The sequence below is a fragment of the Kineococcus auxinigenes genome (genome assembly GCF_050871525.1).
Lineage (GTDB): Bacteria > Actinomycetota > Actinomycetes > Actinomycetales > Kineococcaceae > Kineococcus.
In genome coordinates this window covers 1-17,932 of sequence record NZ_JBKBCT010000079.1, presented here as the reverse complement: position 1 = coordinate 17,932, position 17,932 = coordinate 1, and the positions used below count along the sequence as shown (strand labels likewise).

At 73.0% G+C, this 17,932-nt stretch carries 19 protein-coding genes and 2 pseudogenes; 13 read left to right on the top strand and 8 right to left on the bottom strand.

Annotated features, from left to right (window positions below):
- Positions 1–112: pseudogene (locus ACRYR9_RS16945) on the top strand (IS30 family transposase); the annotation flags it as partial.
- A 231-nt stretch (positions 113–343) separates the two neighbouring features.
- A pseudogene (locus ACRYR9_RS16940) lies at positions 344–880 on the top strand (recombinase family protein); the annotation flags it as partial.
- Between the two features lie 82 nt (positions 881–962).
- Here ACRYR9_RS16940 and ACRYR9_RS16935 read toward each other — a convergent pair.
- On the bottom strand, positions 963–1,892 hold the full coding sequence (locus tag ACRYR9_RS16935; RefSeq protein ID WP_432497918.1) for an oxidoreductase: 930 nt from the start codon (positions 1,890–1,892) through the stop codon (positions 963–965).
- A 142-nt stretch (positions 1,893–2,034) separates the two neighbouring features.
- Here ACRYR9_RS16935 and ACRYR9_RS16930 point away from each other — a divergent pair, with 142 nt between their 5' ends.
- The 4 genes from ACRYR9_RS16930 to ACRYR9_RS16915 all read left to right on the top strand — a co-directional run bounded on the left by ACRYR9_RS16930 (position 2,035) and on the right by ACRYR9_RS16915 (position 5,185).
- The gene (locus tag ACRYR9_RS16930; protein WP_432497920.1) at positions 2,035–2,520 is read left to right on the top strand and encodes a winged helix-turn-helix transcriptional regulator; all 486 of its coding nucleotides are present in this window, start codon (positions 2,035–2,037) and stop codon (positions 2,518–2,520) included.
- Between the two features lie 337 nt (positions 2,521–2,857).
- Positions 2,858–3,781, top strand: a complete 924-nt coding sequence (locus ACRYR9_RS16925; RefSeq protein ID WP_432497922.1) for an LGFP repeat-containing protein — start codon at positions 2,858–2,860, stop codon at positions 3,779–3,781.
- 18 nt (positions 3,782–3,799) lie between these two features.
- The gene (locus ACRYR9_RS16920) at positions 3,800–4,363 is read left to right on the top strand and encodes an HNH endonuclease family protein (protein WP_432497925.1); all 564 of its coding nucleotides are present in this window, start codon (positions 3,800–3,802) and stop codon (positions 4,361–4,363) included.
- A gap of 402 nt (positions 4,364–4,765) precedes the next feature.
- Positions 4,766–5,185 carry a hypothetical protein gene (locus ACRYR9_RS16915; protein ID WP_432497928.1) on the top strand — a complete coding sequence of 140 codons (420 nt, stop codon included), beginning with the start codon at positions 4,766–4,768 and terminating at the stop codon, positions 5,183–5,185.
- 505 nt (positions 5,186–5,690) lie between these two features.
- Here the strand turns inward: ACRYR9_RS16915 and ACRYR9_RS16910 are convergent.
- Together ACRYR9_RS16910 and ACRYR9_RS16905 are read right to left on the bottom strand one after the other, a co-directional pair.
- Positions 5,691–6,047, bottom strand: coding sequence for an iron chaperone (locus ACRYR9_RS16910; protein ID WP_432497963.1), 357 nt, complete (start codon positions 6,045–6,047; stop codon positions 5,691–5,693).
- Positions 6,048–6,466: 419 nt separating this feature from the next.
- On the bottom strand, positions 6,467–6,994 hold the full coding sequence (locus ACRYR9_RS16905; RefSeq protein WP_432497930.1) for an ANTAR domain-containing protein: 528 nt from the start codon (positions 6,992–6,994) through the stop codon (positions 6,467–6,469).
- A gap of 4 nt (positions 6,995–6,998) precedes the next feature.
- Here ACRYR9_RS16905 and ACRYR9_RS16900 point away from each other — a divergent pair, with 4 nt between their 5' ends.
- Positions 6,999–8,183 carry a sensor domain-containing phosphodiesterase gene (locus ACRYR9_RS16900; RefSeq protein WP_432497932.1) on the top strand — a complete coding sequence of 395 codons (1,185 nt, stop codon included), beginning with the start codon at positions 6,999–7,001 and terminating at the stop codon, positions 8,181–8,183.
- 84 nt (positions 8,184–8,267) lie between these two features.
- Here ACRYR9_RS16900 and ACRYR9_RS16895 read toward each other — a convergent pair whose 3' ends face one another.
- On the bottom strand, positions 8,268–9,185 hold the full coding sequence (locus ACRYR9_RS16895) for an NAD-dependent epimerase/dehydratase family protein (protein WP_432497935.1): 918 nt from the start codon (positions 9,183–9,185) through the stop codon (positions 8,268–8,270).
- A 114-nt stretch (positions 9,186–9,299) separates the two neighbouring features.
- Between ACRYR9_RS16895 and ACRYR9_RS16890 the strand changes: the two genes are divergently transcribed.
- The 3 genes from ACRYR9_RS16890 to ACRYR9_RS16880 all read left to right on the top strand — a co-directional run bounded on the left by ACRYR9_RS16890 (position 9,300) and on the right by ACRYR9_RS16880 (position 11,247).
- Entirely contained in the window at positions 9,300–9,719 is a 420-nt protein-coding gene (locus ACRYR9_RS16890; protein WP_432497937.1) for a YchJ family protein, read from the top strand.
- Positions 9,720–9,784: 65 nt separating this feature from the next.
- Complete coding sequence (locus tag ACRYR9_RS16885; protein ID WP_432497939.1) at positions 9,785–10,918, top strand: baeRF2 domain-containing protein; 1,134 nt, start codon at positions 9,785–9,787, stop codon at positions 10,916–10,918.
- Positions 10,919–10,983: 65 nt separating this feature from the next.
- Positions 10,984–11,247, top strand: coding sequence for a hypothetical protein (locus ACRYR9_RS16880; RefSeq protein WP_432497942.1), 264 nt, complete (start codon positions 10,984–10,986; stop codon positions 11,245–11,247).
- On the opposite strand, the gene ACRYR9_RS16875 is transcribed toward ACRYR9_RS16880, so the two are convergent.
- The 3 genes from ACRYR9_RS16875 to ACRYR9_RS16865 form a co-directional block, all read right to left on the bottom strand.
- Positions 11,244–13,574 (bottom strand): sensor domain-containing diguanylate cyclase, encoded by a 2,331-nt coding sequence (locus ACRYR9_RS16875; protein WP_432497944.1) that lies wholly within the window; start codon positions 13,572–13,574, stop codon positions 11,244–11,246. The genes ACRYR9_RS16880 and ACRYR9_RS16875 overlap by 4 nt on opposite strands.
- 185 nt (positions 13,575–13,759) lie before the next feature.
- Positions 13,760–14,029: a hypothetical protein gene (locus ACRYR9_RS16870; RefSeq protein ID WP_432497947.1), complete on the bottom strand. Its 270-nt coding sequence runs from the start codon at positions 14,027–14,029 to the stop codon at positions 13,760–13,762.
- Between the two features lie 159 nt (positions 14,030–14,188).
- Entirely contained in the window at positions 14,189–14,848 is a 660-nt protein-coding gene (locus ACRYR9_RS16865) for a PilZ domain-containing protein (protein WP_432497950.1), read from the bottom strand.
- A gap of 166 nt (positions 14,849–15,014) precedes the next feature.
- Between ACRYR9_RS16865 and ACRYR9_RS16860 the strand changes: the two genes are divergently transcribed.
- Complete coding sequence (locus ACRYR9_RS16860) at positions 15,015–15,605, top strand: hypothetical protein (protein WP_432497953.1); 591 nt, start codon at positions 15,015–15,017, stop codon at positions 15,603–15,605.
- A gap of 347 nt (positions 15,606–15,952) precedes the next feature.
- Positions 15,953–16,702, top strand: coding sequence for a class I SAM-dependent methyltransferase (locus ACRYR9_RS16855; protein ID WP_432497955.1), 750 nt, complete (start codon positions 15,953–15,955; stop codon positions 16,700–16,702).
- Between the two features lie 77 nt (positions 16,703–16,779).
- Here ACRYR9_RS16855 and ACRYR9_RS16850 read toward each other — a convergent pair whose 3' ends face one another.
- On the bottom strand, positions 16,780–17,451 hold the full coding sequence (locus ACRYR9_RS16850) for a maleylpyruvate isomerase family mycothiol-dependent enzyme (RefSeq protein ID WP_432497957.1): 672 nt from the start codon (positions 17,449–17,451) through the stop codon (positions 16,780–16,782).
- Between the two features lie 128 nt (positions 17,452–17,579).
- Here ACRYR9_RS16850 and ACRYR9_RS16845 point away from each other — a divergent pair, with 128 nt between their 5' ends.
- Complete coding sequence (locus tag ACRYR9_RS16845) at positions 17,580–17,846, top strand: hypothetical protein (RefSeq protein WP_432497960.1); 267 nt, start codon at positions 17,580–17,582, stop codon at positions 17,844–17,846.
- The last annotated feature ends 86 nt before the right edge of the window (positions 17,847–17,932 follow it).

Genomic DNA, 17,932 nt, shown 5'->3' with positions numbered 1-17,932 from the left:
CACCTTCAGCCAAGCAGATCTCGATGAGATCGCCGCCCGCCTCAACGGCAGACCTCGACAGACCCTGGGATGGAAGACACCCTCAGAAGTGCTCGACGAGGTGGTGCATTGACCCCTTGAGACCGCCACCGTTTTCGAGACATCCCGGGGCAGGGGCTCCGGGGCCGCGACACGCCGTCTCACAATCCGTGTCCGGAACGTCCGTCTCACCAGCGCCCGGTCGGTGCTTTCTGAGACGGTCCCGCTCGTGTCCCCCCTCGCATCCGCCACCGCACCCGCCCACCGACCCGCCTCAACACCCACCCGTCCGACCGGCTCACACACCGGCCAGCGGCCCGGTCACCTGCTGGGCTACGCCCGCGTCTCGACCACCGCGCAGGACCCCGCCCTGCAGCACGACGCCTTCGCGGCAGCGGGCTGCTAACGCACCTGGACCGACACCGCCTCCGGCGCCCTGGCGGCCCGCCCGGCCCTGGACGACGTCCTGGCCCGTTTGGGTCCCGGGGACGTGCTGGCCGTCTGGCGCCTGGACCGCCTGGCCCGCTCCCTTCGCCACCTCCTGCAGCTCATCGACGAGCTGGACGGCAGGGGAGTGGGCTTCCGCTCCCTGACGGAGCCCATCGACACCACCACCGCCACCGGGCGCCTGGTCCTGCACCTCTTCGGCGCGCTGGGCGAGTTCGAGCGCGACCTCTTGAAAGAGCGCACCGCCGCAGGTCTGGAGGCAGCGGTGGCCCGCGGCCGGCGCGGTGGGCGCCCGGCGCTGATGACCCCGGCGAAGCTGACCGCCGCCTAGAGCCTGCTGGCCGCCGGACGCTCCGCCGCCGAGGTGGCCGCGGCCGTAGGCGTCTCCCGCGCCACGCCGTACCGGGCGATGCGGCGGTGTTCGGTCGACTGCTGGCCGAAGTGCCGACGAGAGGTGGAGGACCGGACATCCCTTCACCTCCGACCGTCCGGGCGCTTCAGCGTCCGATGGTGTCCAGCTCGGCCAGGTCCTGCTCGGACAGGGCGATGGCGGCGCCGGCGATGTTCTCGCGCAGGTGCGTCAGCGACTTCGTGCCCGGGATCAGCAGCACGTTCGGCGAACGCTGCAGCAGCCAGCTCAACGCCACCGCCATCGGCGTGGCCGACAGCCGCTGCGCCACGGCCGACAGCGCCTTCGACTGCAGTGGGGTAAACCCGCCCAGGGGGAAGAAGGGGACGTAGGCGATGGAATCGCGGGCCAGGTCGTCGAGCAGGTCGTCGTCGTGACGGACGGCGAGGTTGTACATGTTCTGCACGCACACGATCGGGGCGATGGATCGGGCCTCGGCGACCTGCTCGGCGGTGACGTTGCTGACGCCCAGGTGAGCGATCAGGCGGTCCTGCTGCAGCTGGGCGAGGGTCTCGAAGGCTTCGGCGATCGAGCCGTCCTGCGGCCCGTTGGCGTCACCCATGCGCATGTTCACCAGGTCCAGGGTGTCCACGCCCAAGGCCTGCAGGTTCTCCCGGACCTGCCGGCGCAGGTCCTCGGGCCGGCGGGCGGTGGGCCAGCCGCCCTGGGCGTCGCGGTTCGCGCCGACCTTGGTGGCGATGAACAACGAGCGCGGGTAGGGGTGCAGGGCCTGGCGGATCAGCTCGTTGGTGACGCGGGGGCCGTAGGCGTCGGAGGTGTCGATGTGGGTGATGCCGGCCTGCACGGCGGCGCGCAGGACGGCCAGGGCGCCGTCGCGGTCGGCCGGGGGGCCCATGACCCCAGGTCCGGCCAGCTGCATCGCGCCGTAGCCGAAGCGGGTGACCTCGCGGTCGCCCAGCCTCCAGGTGCCGCCGGGCAGGGCGCCCGGGGTGAAGCTGGTGCTGTCGTTGGTGGCGGTGGTGCTCACGGTGAGGGCCTTTCCCGTCGTCGGTCGCATCGGACCAGGTGTTCGTCTCGATGACCGCAGGTCGCGGTACTGGCGCCGCAAGTGCGGCGTGGACGAGACTGACACCCGTACTCTCCATCGGGAAGTAGGCACTTTGAGGTGCGTTACGCACCATCGGAGTCTGGAGGACACCATGACCGCGACAACACCGCCCCCCTCGACCGCCCGGGTCGGGAAGTCGACGACGCAGCTGACGACGCAGACCACGCGCACGTCCGCGCAGCAGTACAACGCCTTCCTCGCGGTCTGCCCGAGCCGGCAGCTGCTGGACCGGATCTCGGACAAGTGGGTCACCCTGATCCTGTGCGCCCTGGCTGGGGAGGCCGCACCCGCGGGCGGCGATGACGCACCGGCCGAGCCCCGGGTGCTGCGCTACTCCCAGCTGTCCCGGCTGCTGGTGGGCGTCAGCCAGAAGATGCTGACCCAGACGCTGCGCTCCCTGGAGGCCGACGGCCTGGTGACGCGCAGCGTGGCCCCGACGGTGCCGGTGACGGTCACCTACGAGCTCACCGACCTTGGCGCGTCGCTGCATCAGGTGGTCAGCCACCTGCGCGCGTGGGCCCAGGACAACATGGACGCCGTCAGCGCCCACCGCGCTAGCCACGGCAAGGAGAGGTGAGCAAGAACACCGCACAGGAGCGGTGAGCACCCGACCCGGCCCAACCTCACTCGAGCGCTGAGCCGCAGCCTCGCAAACACCCCTGACAGCACCAGAGGGTCGATTACTGCCGATCAGCCAGCACCAGAACAGTACTTGCGGTGTCGATCCCGAGGGTCGGTCCAGGGCCCGACCGACCAGGTCGAGCGCCCCGTCCCCGGCGCCGCCCCGCCTGATCCGCGCCGGTGCGGGTGCAGCCGCCACGCCGGCGGTGCTGTGAAGCAGCCCCGTGCTCGCTGGGGACTCCGTTAGCTTGAGGCAACGGAGCGAAGTGGCTCCCGGCACACAGGGGGAAGACATGGGAGTGCGGACGTGGGCGCGGCGCGGTGCCGCCGCGGCACTGGCAGCGGTGAGCATCGGGGCTCTGAGCGGGACTCCGGCCTGGGCCGATCACATCGGGGACGTGAACTGCTCGGCCTTCACCTACCAGGAGGACGCGCAAGACCACCTCAACCGCCACCCCGGCGACCCGGACAACCTCGACGGCAACCCGGAGAACGGCATCGCCTGCGAGTCCCTGCCGCACCGTCCCTCCACCCCGGCCCCGCCGCCTCCGCCGCCCGGGGAGCAGTGCGTGCGCGGGGCGATCGAGGCCCGCTGGTTCTTCCTGGGCGGGGCCCGCGGACCGCTGGGGCCTTCGGTGACGTGCGAGCTGATCACCCCCAACGGTGCGGCCCACTACACCCACTTCACCAACGGCTCGATCTACTGGTCGCAGTCCACCGGCGCGCAGGACGTGCGCGGAGCCATCAAGGGCCGCTGGGCGGACATGGGCTGGGAAACCTCCTGGCTGCGCCTGCCCACCACCGGTGAGAACGCCCTCCGCGGCGGGGCCTTCAACCACTTCCAGGGCGGCTCCGTCTACTGGTCCCCGGCCACCGGAGCCCACGCCGTGCGCGGGCTGATCTTCGACGAGTGGGGCGCCACCGGCTGGGAGAACGGGGTGCTGGGCTATCCCACCACCAGCGAGACCCCCATCCGCGGCGGCGCCTTCAACCACTTCCAGGGCGGCTCGATCTACTGGTCCCCGACCACCGGCGCACACGTGGTGCGCGGAGCCATCCGGGAGGCGTGGGCTGCCCAGGGCTGGGAGACCGGCCGGCTGGGCTACCCCACCTCCGACGAGTACGACGTGCCCGGCGGGCGGCGCAGCGACTTCGCCGGCGGCTCCATCACCTGGACCCCCGCCGGTGGCGCGGTCGTCTCCTACGCCGGTACTTGAAGAGGTGAGGCGCGAGCTGTGCTGGACACCCTGGAGGTCAAGGGCCGAGCACCGCGCACCGGCTACGAGCGGAACCTGTTCGGAACCGCGTGGGCGGACGTGGACACCAACGGGTGCGACACCCGCAACGACGTCCTGCACCGGGACCTGAGCGCGACCGTGCTGGCCGCCGGCGGGTGCACCGTGCTGTCCGGCACGCTGGCAGATCCGTACTCCGGGCGCTCGATCGCCTTCACCCGCGGGGTGGGCACCAGCGATGACGTGCAGATCGACCACGTCGTGGCCCTCTCCGACGCCTGGCAGAAGGGCGCGCAGGGCTGGGACGCGGCGACGCGGCTGCGCTTCGCCAACGACCCGCTGAACCTGCTGGCCGTGACCGGGCCGCTGAACGCGCAGAAGGGCGACGGCGACGCGGCCACCTGGCTGCCGCCGAACCGCGCCTACCGCTGCGACTACGTGGCCCGGCAGGTGGCGGTGAAGACCAAGTACCGGGCTTGGGTCACCGCTGCAGAGAAGAATGCCATCGCCGGCGTCCTGGACACCTGCCCCGGACAAGACCTGCCCACGGGACCGAACACGTAGGCGGGTAAATGCGAAGCACCCCACATCGACGGCCGTGGCTCGAGAAGAGCCACGGCCGTCGGCGCGCCAGCGCAGATGCAGGTCCACTGAGGCTTTGTCACTAGGGTGTTGGGTGCTGGCAGAGCTGTTCTGACCTCTGCGGCGACTTGGCGCTCCTTCGGTGATCGACATGGGCGTAGCGGCTGCACTGATCCGCCGGCTCGCCTTGGAACTGAGAGCAGAGAGCGGTTCTGCAGCCCCACGCTGCGACAGTCGCGGGCTTCACCTATGTACCCAACATGCCGATGACGTGATGTGCCGAAGACTTCCTCGATGCCTTACCCGGGTGAGCGCGGACCCTGGTGGGATCTGCGGACAGCGAGTCCTCGGGCCGGCAAGCCGAAGCCGCTACGCAAGTCAGCCATGTCCGCCGACGCATTAACCTGTTACCAATCCGTGGCTCCCCTGCTCATCAGCGCCTTTGAGGCGGCGGACACGGCGGGCGAAGGCAGCAACACGGTGTTCGGGGTGATGCCCTGGCCTGGTGAGGGCACCTGGGTCCTCGTGGAGTCCGGCCTCGACTGGGTCGCTGTCATAGCAAGCACCCTGGTACCTCATGAGCTCAGCCGCCATGAGCGCGCACTGCTGCTGGATGCTGGCTTTGACCGCGACGAGAGCGGGTATGTCTGCTGCGACCTGCGGATGAAGGTGCGTGATCCTGTCCCGGCCTGGCGCCTGGGCGCTAGAGCGGCGGCCGTGGCCCTGGACGCTGTACATCGCCCCTGTTTCGGGGGAGGATGGAACACGACGAGACCTCCGGTATGGACTGTTGAACGCTATTGATGATTCAGTGCTCGCTGTACTGGGGGGTTTATCAGTAGCGGCGCGAGCAACTGCTGAGCCTTTATCGGTAGCGTCAACCGCTACTGACAGATACTCACTGACCCTCAACCTGCAGATAACGTCCTTCATCTACGGGCACGGCAGCCACCTCGAACTACCGCTCATGTCGATGCGCGTGCGTCGCTGGTCCCGGTCCGCGGCGCAGCGGGGAGCGGGATCGAGGCACGTGCTCATTGAACAGCGCGATGGCGGCCGACGATCGCGGCGCATCCGCCCCGATTCGCTTGAACGGGATCGACACGGACGTTGGGACGGGACGAGGATGGCCCCCGCCGGCCGACCGTGACCGTCAACGCAGGGGAGGAACTGACGCGACCGCCGTCTGGATCCGGGACGTCTTCTCCACCTCCGACGACTACGGCTCTCACGCCGAGTGCGCCGGAGTCCGTCTACCGCCCTGCCGTCCGATGACAGCGTGGGCTCGCCGGCGTGCTGGAGTTGCGCCTCAGGCCCTGGCGTCGTTTCGCGATGCCTGCGCCAGCCGTTCGACGAGGTCGTCCGGGATCGGTTTGTGCGGTGAGAAGGTGATGCCGGTCTTGGTCGCCTTCAGGCCGGCAGCCTCGATTTCTTCAGCGTGTTCGGAGATGGCGCTTGGAAGAAGGTAGAGCCCGCACTGCTTGCTGAACGCCGCATAACTCGCGACGACCGTGCCGTCGATCCTGAACCCCGGCATGTTGTAAGCCACGATCTCCTCCGCTTGCGGCAAGGCGCGGGCCAGTACCGCGCGCAACCGGTTCAGCGAGGGTTGGAAGGGCTCGGGTGCCGCGGCGATGTAGGCGTCGTGGTCGGCTGTCGTCGTCATGGCCGCGTCTCCCTCTCGATCGCTTTCAAGGGTTTCGTTCCATCCTGCCGAAATGTCAACTTCGATTGCGTCGAGGACCTCGACCCCGAGATCCGGCAGTTCGTCACCGGCTTGAACGGCCGAGCCCAACCACCGTGTGGGGCAAAGACCGCTGAAGAGGTCCTCGAGAAGGCCAACCGCAACGACTCCAGGAACGCGACAATAGCGCACGTACCGCTGAGCTCGGCTCTGATGACGCAGCCGTGGTTGGTTGGTCGTGGTGCCCGCGTGTCGTCGGGCGCGGCAGGGCGGCACAGGTCGGCGTCGTGGTCTCTGCCGCCACGCCCGCACATGCCGTGATCCACGCGCGATCACGGCCGTGTGCCACCGCCGTGATCCGCAGGACAGGGCCTGGGAACGCGCTGTCTGCGCCGGTGGTGTCAGGCTCGGCCGGCGCGCTGGACGATGTCGGTGGCGATCTCGCGCAGCTTGCGGTTGGCGTGCTGGGACTGCTTGACCATGTGCGTGAACGCCTCTTCGGGGGTGCAGTGCAAGCTCGCGACCAGCACGCCCTTGGCCTGCTCGATCACCGCCCGCGACTGCATCGCGGTCTGCAGGTTCGCGCTCAGGGAGATCGCCGAGGCGTACAGGGAGTGGTTGGCCAGCGCGATGGCGGCGTAGGAGGCGAAGACCTGCAGCAGCTGCACCGCCTCCTCGTCCAGCACGTCGTCGTCGAAGCGGTAGACGTTGATGCCGCCCAGGATCCGCTGCGGCATCGGCATCCCGACCGGGACGACGCTGCGCACCCCCTGGCGGGCGGCGATCGCGGCGAAGTCGGGGTAGACCGCGTCGGCGGCGGTGTCGTCCACGCGCACGACCTGCCCGGACTGCGCAGCGTCCAGGCAGGGCCCGAAACCGCCGGCGTACTGCCGCTCGTCCAGCGTGGCGGCGGCCCGCGCACTGGACACGCCGTTGGCGCTGATCACCCTGGTCGACGAGGACCGGGTGTGGTTCTCGTCCATCGCCGGTGCGCTGAACACGCGGGGCCGGCGCACCGGTGTGCGCCAAGTTCCGGTGGAGATGGCTTTCTGCCCCCACGTGGTCGTCGGCCACGACGTGCTCGAGGTGCCCGACGCCTCGGCCGATGCCCGTTTCGCCGACATCGCGGCGGTCAGCGGGCCGCTGCACGTGCGTGCCTACGCCGGCGCCCCGATCATCGGCCGCGACGGGCTGGCCCTGGGCGCGCTGTGCGTGATCGACCGCCGGGTGCGCCACTTCGAGCAGCACGCGCTGGAGCTGCTGGTCGACCTGGCCGGTGCGGTCGCTGAGCTGCTGGAGCTGCGCCGCGCCGATGCCACCGCGGGCCTGGACTCGCGGCAGGTGCGCACCGAGAGCCACCGCCTGCGCGCCGGCATCGACGCCGATCAGATGGTGGTGCACTACCAGCCGGTGGTCGAGCTGCCCTCCGGGCGCTGGGCCGGCGTGGAGGCCCTGGTGCGCTGGCAGCACCCCGAACGCGGCCTGCTGCCGCCGGCGGCGTTCCTGCCGCTGGCCGAGGCCAGCGCCCTGATCGTCCCGCTGGGCCGGCAGGTCCTGGAGAGCGCGTGCACGCAGGTGGCCCGATGGCGCGAGCAGGTGCCCGCCGCAGCGCACCTGCACGTGGCCGTCAACGTCTCCGCCCGCCAGCTCAGCCAGCCCGACATCACCGAAGTGATCACCCGAGCCCTGCTGGTCTCCGGTCTACCCGCTCAGGCTCTGGTGCTGGAACTGACGGAGACGGCACTGGCCGGCTCCAGCACCGGGGTGGACACCGCCCTGCAGCGCATCCGCGCCCACGGCGTGCGACTGGCCCTGGACGACTTCGGCACCGGCTACGCCACCTTCGGCTACCTGCAGCGCTTCCACCCCGACATCGTCAAGATCGACCGGTGCTTCGTCGCAGCGCTGGGCCGCCGCGAACGCGATGACCTGCTGACGGGCGCGCTGGTGCACCTGGCGCAGCAATTGGACTGCGAGCTGATCGCCGAAGGCGTCGAGACCCGCGAGCAGGCCCAGGTCCTGACCACCCTGGGCGTGCGCACGGCCCAGGGCCACCTCTTCTCCGCTGCCCGCGACGGCGAGGACCTGCTCACCCACCTGCTGAGCACCCGCCACTGAAGACCCCGACCCCGCAGGCGGGCGTCCGCGAACCGACGCGCTCCCACGACGGGCACGGCAGCGCTCGTTCCCTGGGACCGACGCTCACACCGCGCCACGGGGGTCGTCCAGCACGTCGCGCCACGAGTGCTGGGGGACGTAGCCGAGCAGGTCGCGGGCCTTGTCGATGCTGTAGAGGGTCTCGTCGCGTCCCACCTCGCGGCGCACCTCGACACCGTCGTAGAAGGTGTCGATGATCTCCCGGGTGGTCGCGGCGACCGACGTGTCGGCGTTGGCGACGTTGAAGATCTCGAAGCCGAGACCGTCGGTCTCCAAGGCACGCAGGGTCATCTGGCCCAGGTCGCGGACGTCGATGTAGGCGAAGAAGTTGCGCCGTCGCAGCGACGGGTCCGCCAGGAAGGCCGGGAAGGTCTCGGTGTACTCGTGGGGCTCGATGACGTTGTTGATCCGCAGGCCGTAGACGTCTACGCCGGTGCGGGCCTGGAAGGAGCGCGCGACCACCTCCCCGGCCACCTTCGACATGGCGTAGGAGTCCTGCGGCACCACGGGGTGCTCCTCATCGACGGGCACGTACAGCGGTTTGCGCTCCCCCTGCGCGAAGCAGACGCCGTAGGCCGTCTCCGAGGAGGCGAAGACCACCTTGCGGATGCCGAGCCGGGTCGCGGCTTCCAGCACGTTGTAGTGGGCCAGGATGTTGGTCGCGAACGTCGTGGCGTCCGGGGCCAGGAGGATCCGGGGGATCGCGGCGAAGTGGACGACGGCGTCGTACGCCGACCCGGTGCTCGCCGCAGGGTGCGGGTCGTCCAGGTCGGCCATCGTGGGCGTGCCCGCCATCGCGGAGTAGACCTGGCCGGCGTCGGTCAGGTCGACCTGGAGGTCGGTGACCTCGGGGTGGCCCAGCGGGGTGAGGTCGGCGTTGGTGACCTGGTGGCCCTGGGAGGCCAGGTACGGCGCGACGTGGTGACCGGCCTTGCCGCTGCCGCCGGTGAAGAAGATGCGCATCGCGGCAGCGAACCACCTTCGACCGCCCCCGGCGCGACGAACCGCCCGGCGCCGCCCGGTCCGTGCAGCTGCGCCGCCAGGTCCCGGGGCGGGAGGGAGTGGGAGGGTGGGCTCGTGCGCGAGATCGACGACCGGGCGCCCTGCCCGTGCGGGTGGGGCGAGCCGTACGAGGCCTGCTGCGGTCGGTTCCACGCCGGCGAGCGCACCGGTGAGCACGCCCCCACCGCCGAGGCGCTCATGCGCTCGCGCTACACCGCCTTCGTCCGCGAGGACGCCGCGTACCTGCTGCGCACGTGGGACCCCGCGACCCGCCCCGCCGACCTGGACGTGACCGGCAGCGGCGGGCGCTGGCGGCGCCTGCTCGTGCTCGCCACCACCGGCGGCGGCCCTTTCGACGACACCGGCACCGTGGAGTTCGAGGCCCACGCCCGCGACGGCGGCCGGCGCGACGTGCAGCACGAGGTGTCCGCGTTCCGCCGCGACGGCGGGCGCTGGACGTACACCGGGTCCGTGGGCGGCGTGTCGCGGGGTTGACGATCGCCACGCTGGGTAAGAGCGGAGAACACGTCCGCTCGAAGCTCGCTGAGGAGGACTCGTCCGTGAAGCTGGACTGGCTCAAGCCCGTCGCCACCGATCCCGGCCCGCACGTCTGCGTCTACGTCGACGTCTCCCGCAACCGGGAGAAGGGCGAGCACGAGATGGAGGTGCGCTGGAAGGACGCCCGCGACGCGCTCGTCGGCCAGGGCGCCCCCGAACCGGCGCTGGTGGCGCTGGACGGGATCGCCACCACGCCGGCCGAGGTCGGCGGGCCGGTCGGCCGGGCGCTCATCGCCTCCGCGGACGGCATCGAGATCGACGTCCTGCTGCCCGACCCGCCCGCCCAGGACGAGGCCACGAGCGGCCCGGTGGCGAACCTCATGCCGCTGGTGCGCTCCCTGGCCGACGACGTGCGCTACGTGCTCGTGGAGCTGGACCGCGCCGGCGCGGACATCACCGTCACCAGTTCCGACGCCCCCCGCGGCAGCGCGGAGGTCCGCGAGGTCACTGCCGGGCACGACCTGCTGCACAAGGTCCCCGGCGGCGGCTGGGCGCACCTGCGCTACCAGCACGCCGTGCAGGACTCCTGGGACCACAACGCCGCCGCCGTCGCGGAGGAGCTGCACACGATCGTGCGCGAGCAGCACCCCGAGGTGGTGCTGCTGACCGGTGACACCAAGGCGGCGGCCGCGCTGCGCAGCAAGGCCGCCAAGCAGGTGCTGGAGATGCTCGTCGACGTGCCCGGGGGCAGCCGGCACGCCGGGGTGAAGGAGGAGTCCTTCAACGCCGCCGTCGCCGAGGCGCTGGAGGAGGTCCGCCGCCACCGCCGCGACGCCGTCGTCGACGAGTTCGAGCAGGAGGTCGGCCGCGGCGGTCGCGCCGTGAAGGGCCTGGCCCCCGTGGTGGACGCGCTGCGCCGCGGGCAGGTGCGCACCGTGCTGCTGCGCGACGACCCGAACCCCGGCGAGGACTCCAAGACCCTCTGGGTCGGTGCGTCCCCGCTGGAGATCGGGAGCTCCGCGGAGGAGGTGCGGGCGCTGGGCGCCACCGACCCGATCGAGGTGCGCGCGGACGCGGCGGTCGTGCGGGCGCTGGCGGCCTCCGACGCGGAGATCGAGCTGGTCGCCGAGCGCCCCGACCTGATCGACGGCATCGGCGCGGTGCTGCGGTACGCGGACGCCTCCACCCCGGCCTGAGCGGGCGCTCGCGAGGGCGACGATCGGTGGATGCGGGCGGGGGTCCTCGCGGGCAGGGTCGGGGAGTGGATCGTGAACCCCGCCGCCGCGACGCCCCCGCCCGCCGCAACGGCGGGCTGCTGCTCGTCGGCGTCCTGCTGGTCGTGGCCGGCATCGCCCTGCACGCGGTGGAGGCGAACCTGCGCGCCGGCGCCCCGGGCCCGCAGGCGAGCGACGGGGGGTTCCTGCACGGCTCCGGCTGGTTGCGGTTCCCCGCGTGGGCGGCGGTCGCCGGTGGCGCGTGGCTGGTGGTGCGCGGCTGGAGCGGCGGCTCGCGCGACGACGACTAGGCCGTCACCCGCTGGCACGGGGTGTGGGTGTGGACGCGGTTCTTGCCCGCGCGCTTGGCCTCGTACATCGCGGTGTCGGCGTGGGCCAGCGCCTGCTCGGCGGTCTTCCACACGTCGCTGCAGGCACCGCTCCCGCCTCCGGACGCGCCACCGCTCAGGGTGGCCAGGTGGGCGCCGACGCTGACGCCGACGGCGAACGTGCCGGCCGCCAGGGCGATCGGCTCGCACAGCGAGCTCAGCAGCCGCCGGGCGACGGCCCGCAGGTCGGCGGGACCGGTGATGCCGGGGCAGACGACGGCGAACTCGTCGCCACCCATGCGCGCCAGGGTGTCACCGGGTCGCAGGCACGCGCCGAAGCGGGCGGCGACCTCGCGCAGCAGCTCGTCGCCGGCGGCGTGCCCGGCGGAGTCGTTGACGGCCTTGAAACCGTCCAGGTCGCAGAAGAGGACCCCCACCCCGGTCCCGCTGCGCCCGGCCGCGGCCAGGGCGTGCTCCAGACGGTCGTGCAGCAGGGTGCGGTTGGGCAGCCCGGTGAGGCCGTCGTGCAGCGCCTGGTGGCGCAGCGCCTGCTCGGTGGCCTTGCGGGCGGTGACGTCCTCGATCAGGCACAGCAGCTGCGGCTCGGCGTCCGCGGTGCCCGCTCCGGCGGTGGCCGGCATCGCCGTGGCCGTCAGCAGGCCCCAGCGGGTCGTGCCGTCGGTGTGGCGGTAGCGCTGCTCCACCTGCCCGTGGGCGAGCTCGCCCAGCAGGAAGGGGGCGAAGCCCAGCAGGCCCTCGGCCCGGTCGTCGGGGTGCACCAGGTCGTGCACGTCCCGCTCCAGCAGTTCGGGGCCGCTCAGGCCGGTGAACTCGCACAACGTGGTGTTCACCTGCAGGATCCGCCCGGCGTTCTCCTCGCCGAGCCCCACGATCATCATGCCGACGGGAGCGGTGCCGAAGGCGGTGCGGAAGCGCTGCTCGGACTCGGCCAGGCGCTGGCGGTCCACGCGCTCGCGGGTGACGTCCTGCACGTGGGTGATCGTGTAGAGGGGTTCGCCGTCGGCGCCGTGGACCAGCGAGATGTCCACCTCACCCCACACCGTGCGCCCGTCGGCGCGCACGTACCGCTTCTCGAAGTGCGCGCTGGGGACGGCGCCCTCGACGACCTGCCGCACCCGCTCCTGCGCGGCGGGCAGGTCGTCGGGGTGGGTGATGTCGGCGGAGGTCAGCTCCTGCAGCGCCTCGGCGCTGTGGCCGAGCATCGCGCAGGCGGCGGGGTTGGCGCTGAGGAACCGGCCGGCGCCCTCGCCGGTCAGGGCGGTGAGCAGCACCCCGGTGGGGGCGTGGGTGAAGGCCAGGCTGAAGCGCTGCTCCGCCTCGCGCAGCGCCGCCTCCGCGCGGCGGCGCTCGCTGACGTCGCGGATCGCGGCGTAGACCTTGCGCCGTCCCGCGGCCTCGACGGGGGTGAGGCTCAGCTCCACGGCCAGCGCGGTGCCGTCGCGGCGGCGGGCGGGGACCTCCACGGTGCTGCTGAGGTTCCGCACCCCGGTGCGCACGAAGCGCTCGAAACCGGCCGCGTGGGCGGCGGCCAGCTCCGGCGGCACGATCGTCTCCACCAGGGTCCGGCCCAGGGCCTCCTCGGCCGGCCACCCGAACACCGCCTCCGCGGCGGCGTTCCAGGAGGTGATGCGCTGGTCCTCGCCGACGGCCACGAAGGCGTCGCCGGTCGTGGCCAGCACCAGGCGCAGTTCCGCGTCGCTGGCGCCGAGGCGCCGTGCCTGCTCGGCGTGCCGGCGTGCCTGTTCGGCGTAGTGCACGGCGAGCCGGGCCTCGCGGCGGCGCTCGAACAGGGCCACCACGACGCGCGCCAGCCCTTCCAGCGCGCCCAGCCGTGCCGCGGAGAGCTCCCCGGGTGCGGTGTCGAACACGCACAGGCTGCCCAGGGCGTGCCCGCGCGGGTCCACCAGGGGGGCTGAGGCGTACAGGCGCACCCGCGCCAGGCGGCCGTCGACCCACGGGTTGGTGCGGTAGCGCTCGTCGAGGGTGGCGTCGGGGACGTGCACGACCTCGCCGTCGGTGAAGTGCAGCGCGCACATCGAGTCGCTGCGCGCGGAGTCGCCGCCCTCGAACCCGACGGTGGTGAGCTGGCACTGGCGGTGCTCGTCGATGAGGTTGAGCGTGGCGTGGGGGACGCCGGCCAGCATCGCCGCGGCGCGCACGACGTCGTCCAGCTCGGCGTCCGCGGGGGCGTCGAGCACGCCGTAGTCGTGCAGCGCCGCGAGCCGCTGCGCCTCGCCCGTGGAACCGCCCCGCTCACCGGAGCGGGCCGGAGGCGTCGCGGGGGTCACTGCAGGGGCATCGGCGCGGGAGCGCCCCTCCTTGAGGAGGTGTCCCCACGGTCCCGGGCGGAGCTCACCGGGTTGGCCCGCGGCTGCGGTTCGTGGTCCACTGGTCACGGCGGCCCGGGGGGCTTCGAGTGTTGGGGAAGAACGCCCGCGGATCCCCCGGGTCGCCGCCTCACCAGCGGCCGTGCTCACTCACCGGTCGGCGTGACCCCGAACATCAGCGTGCGGCGCTCGATGTCGTAGTGGACGACCTTCGTGTTCTCCAGCAGGTCCTGCAGCGCGTCGGCGTCGTCGGCCGTGACGGTCAGGACCTCCTCCCACGCGCCCTCGTCGAGGACGAGCTGCAGGGTGTAGGTGCCGTTCTCGCCGGGCTCGCCGGCCACCCAGGAGAACTGGTAGTGGCTGAGCTGGCGGACCTTGATGGTGTTGTCGTTCACGGGCTGCGGGAGCTTGGGCACGGGGGTCCCTCCGGTGGGTCTGTGTCGGCTCGCGGCGCGGTCGGCACCGCACTCGTGGGGCTACCCCCTGCGCGTGCCGCCAAACCCGCCGGCGGGGCACCCCGTGGCGCCGAGGGCGACCGGGCGGGGGAGGGGCCGCCCGGTCACCGTCGCGGGGGGTCAGGAACCCCGGTTCTGCTTCGCCAGCTCCGACAGGACGCTGCGCTCGAGGACCTCGGCGGCGTCCTGGTCGAGCTCGACGAAGCGGACGACGGCCTCGTGGGCGTCGTCGTCGACGCGCACGACCTCGCCGCGCGCGTGGACCTCCAGGCCGCGCTCGAGCTCCAGGGCGATGTCCACCTCGGTGTTCTCGGCGGGCAGGTCGTCGGCCTCCAGGCGCAGGCCGCTGCGGGAGAGGTCCACGGTGCGGGCGTCGGCCACGCCGTCGGTGGTGGTCAGGTGCACGGGCAGCGAGGCGGGCACGCGCACGGCGCCGCGGCGGGTCTCGGAGGCCAGGAGCATGACGCCGGTCAGGGCGAGCTCGTCGGCGCGGTGGGCCTGGGCGACGGCCTGGAAGACGGCGTGCGGCACCACGGCACCCGCCTCGCCGGCCTCGGTGCTCACCCACACGCGCTGCCCGTCCAGGGCCTCCACGGTGGCGGGCGGGGCCGAGACGTGGCTGGTGACGACGAGGCCGGCGGCACCGGCGGTCCAGGACCGGACGGTGCCGGTGTGCACGCGGGGCCCGGTGTCGATGGCGCCGGTCGTGGGCATGAGCGTCACGGTCGTGTCGACCGCCGGTCCGTCGGTCATGAGCAGACCGCCCTGAGCGCCGTCCATCCGTTCCCCCGCATCAGCTGTTAGTAGTTACGTAGGCACGCTACGTCACTCCTTGGAGTGCTTCCACCCGTTCGGCCGCAGCCACCCGGACGGGTGAAGGTCACGCGCGTCCCCGCGCCCCGCCCCGGGCTCGACCGCCCGCCCGCCTCCCCGTAGCGTCGCCCGGGTGCTGATGCGCCTGCGGACCCCGCGCCCGGCCGTCGACCCCGCGCTGGCCGCCTACCTCAACGAGCAGCTCGCCCGGGTGGGCACCCTGCTGGACCAGCTGCGCCGCGCCTGCCGCGACCCCGACCTCGCCGCCGAGCGCGCCGTGCTGTCCGACCTGCGCCGGCAGGTCGGCGCCGACCGCGCCACCGTGCGCGCCGCCATGCGCCGCCTCGGCGCACCCACCGACTGGGCGGTCCTCGGCGCCGGCTGGGCCTCCACCCGCGCCACCCGGCTGCTGCCCCTGCTGCACCGCCTGCCCGTGCTGGACCGCATCCCCAACGCCCCGTCCACCCGTCAGGACGCCGTGCAGGCCCTGCTGGAGCTGGAGGACCTGCTCGCCGGGCTGCACCGGCGCCAGGTCTCCGCCCGCGTCCTCGCCGACGCCGTCGAGGTCGTCCAGGCCGCCGGTGACCGCGCGGACGGCGAGTGGGCGCGCGCGGTGCGGGAGCTCCCGCAGCGCGCCGAGCGGCAGCTGCGCGCCGCCGAGGACCTGCACCGCCGCCGGGCCACCGCCCTGCTGACCGGGACCGCGCCCGCCGTCACGTCCTGAAGGTCCCCGGGCGGGCTCGTGCGCGGCCCGTGGTGGTGAGCGCTGCGCCGGTGTCGTCACGGCGGCGGCTGGTGCGGCGGGACCCGGTGCGGCGCCTGGCGGCCCATCCCCGCCGCCAGACGCGACACCGCGTTCCCCCCTGCGAGCCCGTTCCGCGCCGCAGGTCCCCCCGGACTGCGGCGCGGCCCCCCGGGCTCAGGGGTGACATCGCCGGCCGCCCCCAGGCGTTACACACCTCTTCGCGCACTTCTTCGAGGCGGTGGGCGGACCGGTGCCCGGACGAGCGGGACCACGCCCCCCTCCGCGGCCCTGTTCCCCCGGGGCCCGGGCCGCCTACGCTGCGGCGGGTGCCTGACCCGGGGCACTTCGAGGCCCACGCAGAGGTCTACGAACGTGCCAGACCGCCGTACCCGGCGCAGCTGTGGACGCGGCTGCGCGAACTGGGCCTGCTGGCACCCGGTACCCGGGTGCTCGAGCTGGGTGCCGGGACCGGGCAGGCCACCGGGCAGATGATCGACGCGGGTGCCCGGGTGCTGGCCGTCGAACCCGGTGCCGCCCTGGCCGGGCGGTTGCGGCAGCGCTGGCCGCGGGCCGGGGTGCTCGTGGGGACCGCGGAGGCCGCGCCGTTGCCGGCGGCCGCGTTCGAGCTCGCGGTCGCGGCCACCGCGGTGCACTGGTTCGACCTCGGCGTGGTGCTGCCCAGGGTGCACCGCGCCCAGGTGCCCGGTGGCTGCTTCGCGGTCTGGCGCACCGCGTTCGGCGACCCCTCCGTGCCCCTGACGCCCTTCCGCGAGCGGGTCGCGCGCATCACGGCCCGGCGCCGGCAGCCGCCGCGGCCCGGCCCCGGGGAGCTGGACACCGCGGCGTGGGTCCAGCGGCTGACCGGCAGCGGGCACTTCAGCGCCGGCCACGTCGAGCACTTCGCCTGGGCGGTCGAGCTGCGCACCGAGCAGGTGCGGGACCTGTTCACCACCTTCAGCGACTGGGACCCGGCCGAGGTGGCGCAGGCGGCCGACGCGGTGGACGAGCTCGGCGGGCGGGTGCTCGAGCACTACGTCACCCCGCTGATCCTCCTGGAGCGCGTTCAAGAGCCGTGAGGCACCGGGGCGCCCACCGCGCCACGCCGCGGACGTCGAACCGGTGCGGGTGCTCGAGCCGCCCGCCGCTCACCGCCTCACGGCCGTGGGCAGCGCTCCCTCAGCACGCTCACCCCGGGGCCCGTCAGCTCGTCGAGGTACGCCCGGCGTCCCGCGATCGCCATGGTCAGCGCCAGCGTCGTCCCGCTGACCAGCGGCCCGGTGCCGGCGGTGAAGGGCCCGTCGGTGGCGCGCAGCAGCAGGCCCGCGGCGGCGGTGCGGCTGTCCACGGCGAAGTCGCGGGAGGCGTAGAAGTTCGCCACGGCCGTGACCACCGGCACCGGCGGGGTCCTGGTCAGGCCCAGCGGGCGGCGGACGTCCTGGGCGTGCACGACGACCTCGCCCAGCCAGGCGGCGGTGTGCCCGGTCGGTGCGGTGGTGCTGGTGATCAGCGCGCGGAAGCGTTCGAGCGTGGCGGCGGGGGTGGGGCCGCGCTGCTCGGCCAGGCGCCGGTCGTTGTGCACGTCGGGGTCCAAGCGCGCGGCGGCCATGCTCCTCAGCCAGCGGGTGCGCCCGGTGGCGGCGGCCGCGCTGAGGTGGGCGACGACCTCCTCGACGCTCCAGCGCCCGCACAGCGAGGGCGTCGCCCACTGCGCCGGTGCCAGCGCGGCCAGGTCCTCGGCCAGCGCGGCGCGCTCGGCGTGGACGGCGGCCCACAGGTCCTCGCCGGTGGTGGGGGTGGTCTCGAGCACAGGGGCCTCCGGTCGCATCGTTCGCTGGTGGACCTGGTGACCCGGCGGGTCCGCAGGAGTCATCGGCCTGCCGTCGAGCGCTCGCGCCGCTCGAGGAGGTCCTGCGCCGACCACCGTGCTGTTCCCAGCTCCCCGGGAGGACGACGATGACGTGGGCTGCCACGGGTGCCGTCCTCGCGGTGCTGGCTGCGGTGATCGGGTGGGGCGCCCGGCGCCGGCTCGATCGCGGCAGCCACGCAGCCGACCCGGAGGAGGCGCGCGTGGCTCAGGAGATCAGCCGCCAGATCGACCGCGGCCGCAGCTCGACCTGGTGGGTGCAGCCCCGCGCCCGGACGTCGACCGCGCCCCGGGTGCGCAACCAGCGCCTGGACGCCCGGGCGAGCGTGGGGCGTGCCCTGCAGATCGTGGAGTGACGACTTCGCGGTCTTGCCGATGTCGTGACGCCCCCTCCCGTGGTGATCTTGCACGCTTGAGGGCTCAACCGTGCAAGATCACCACG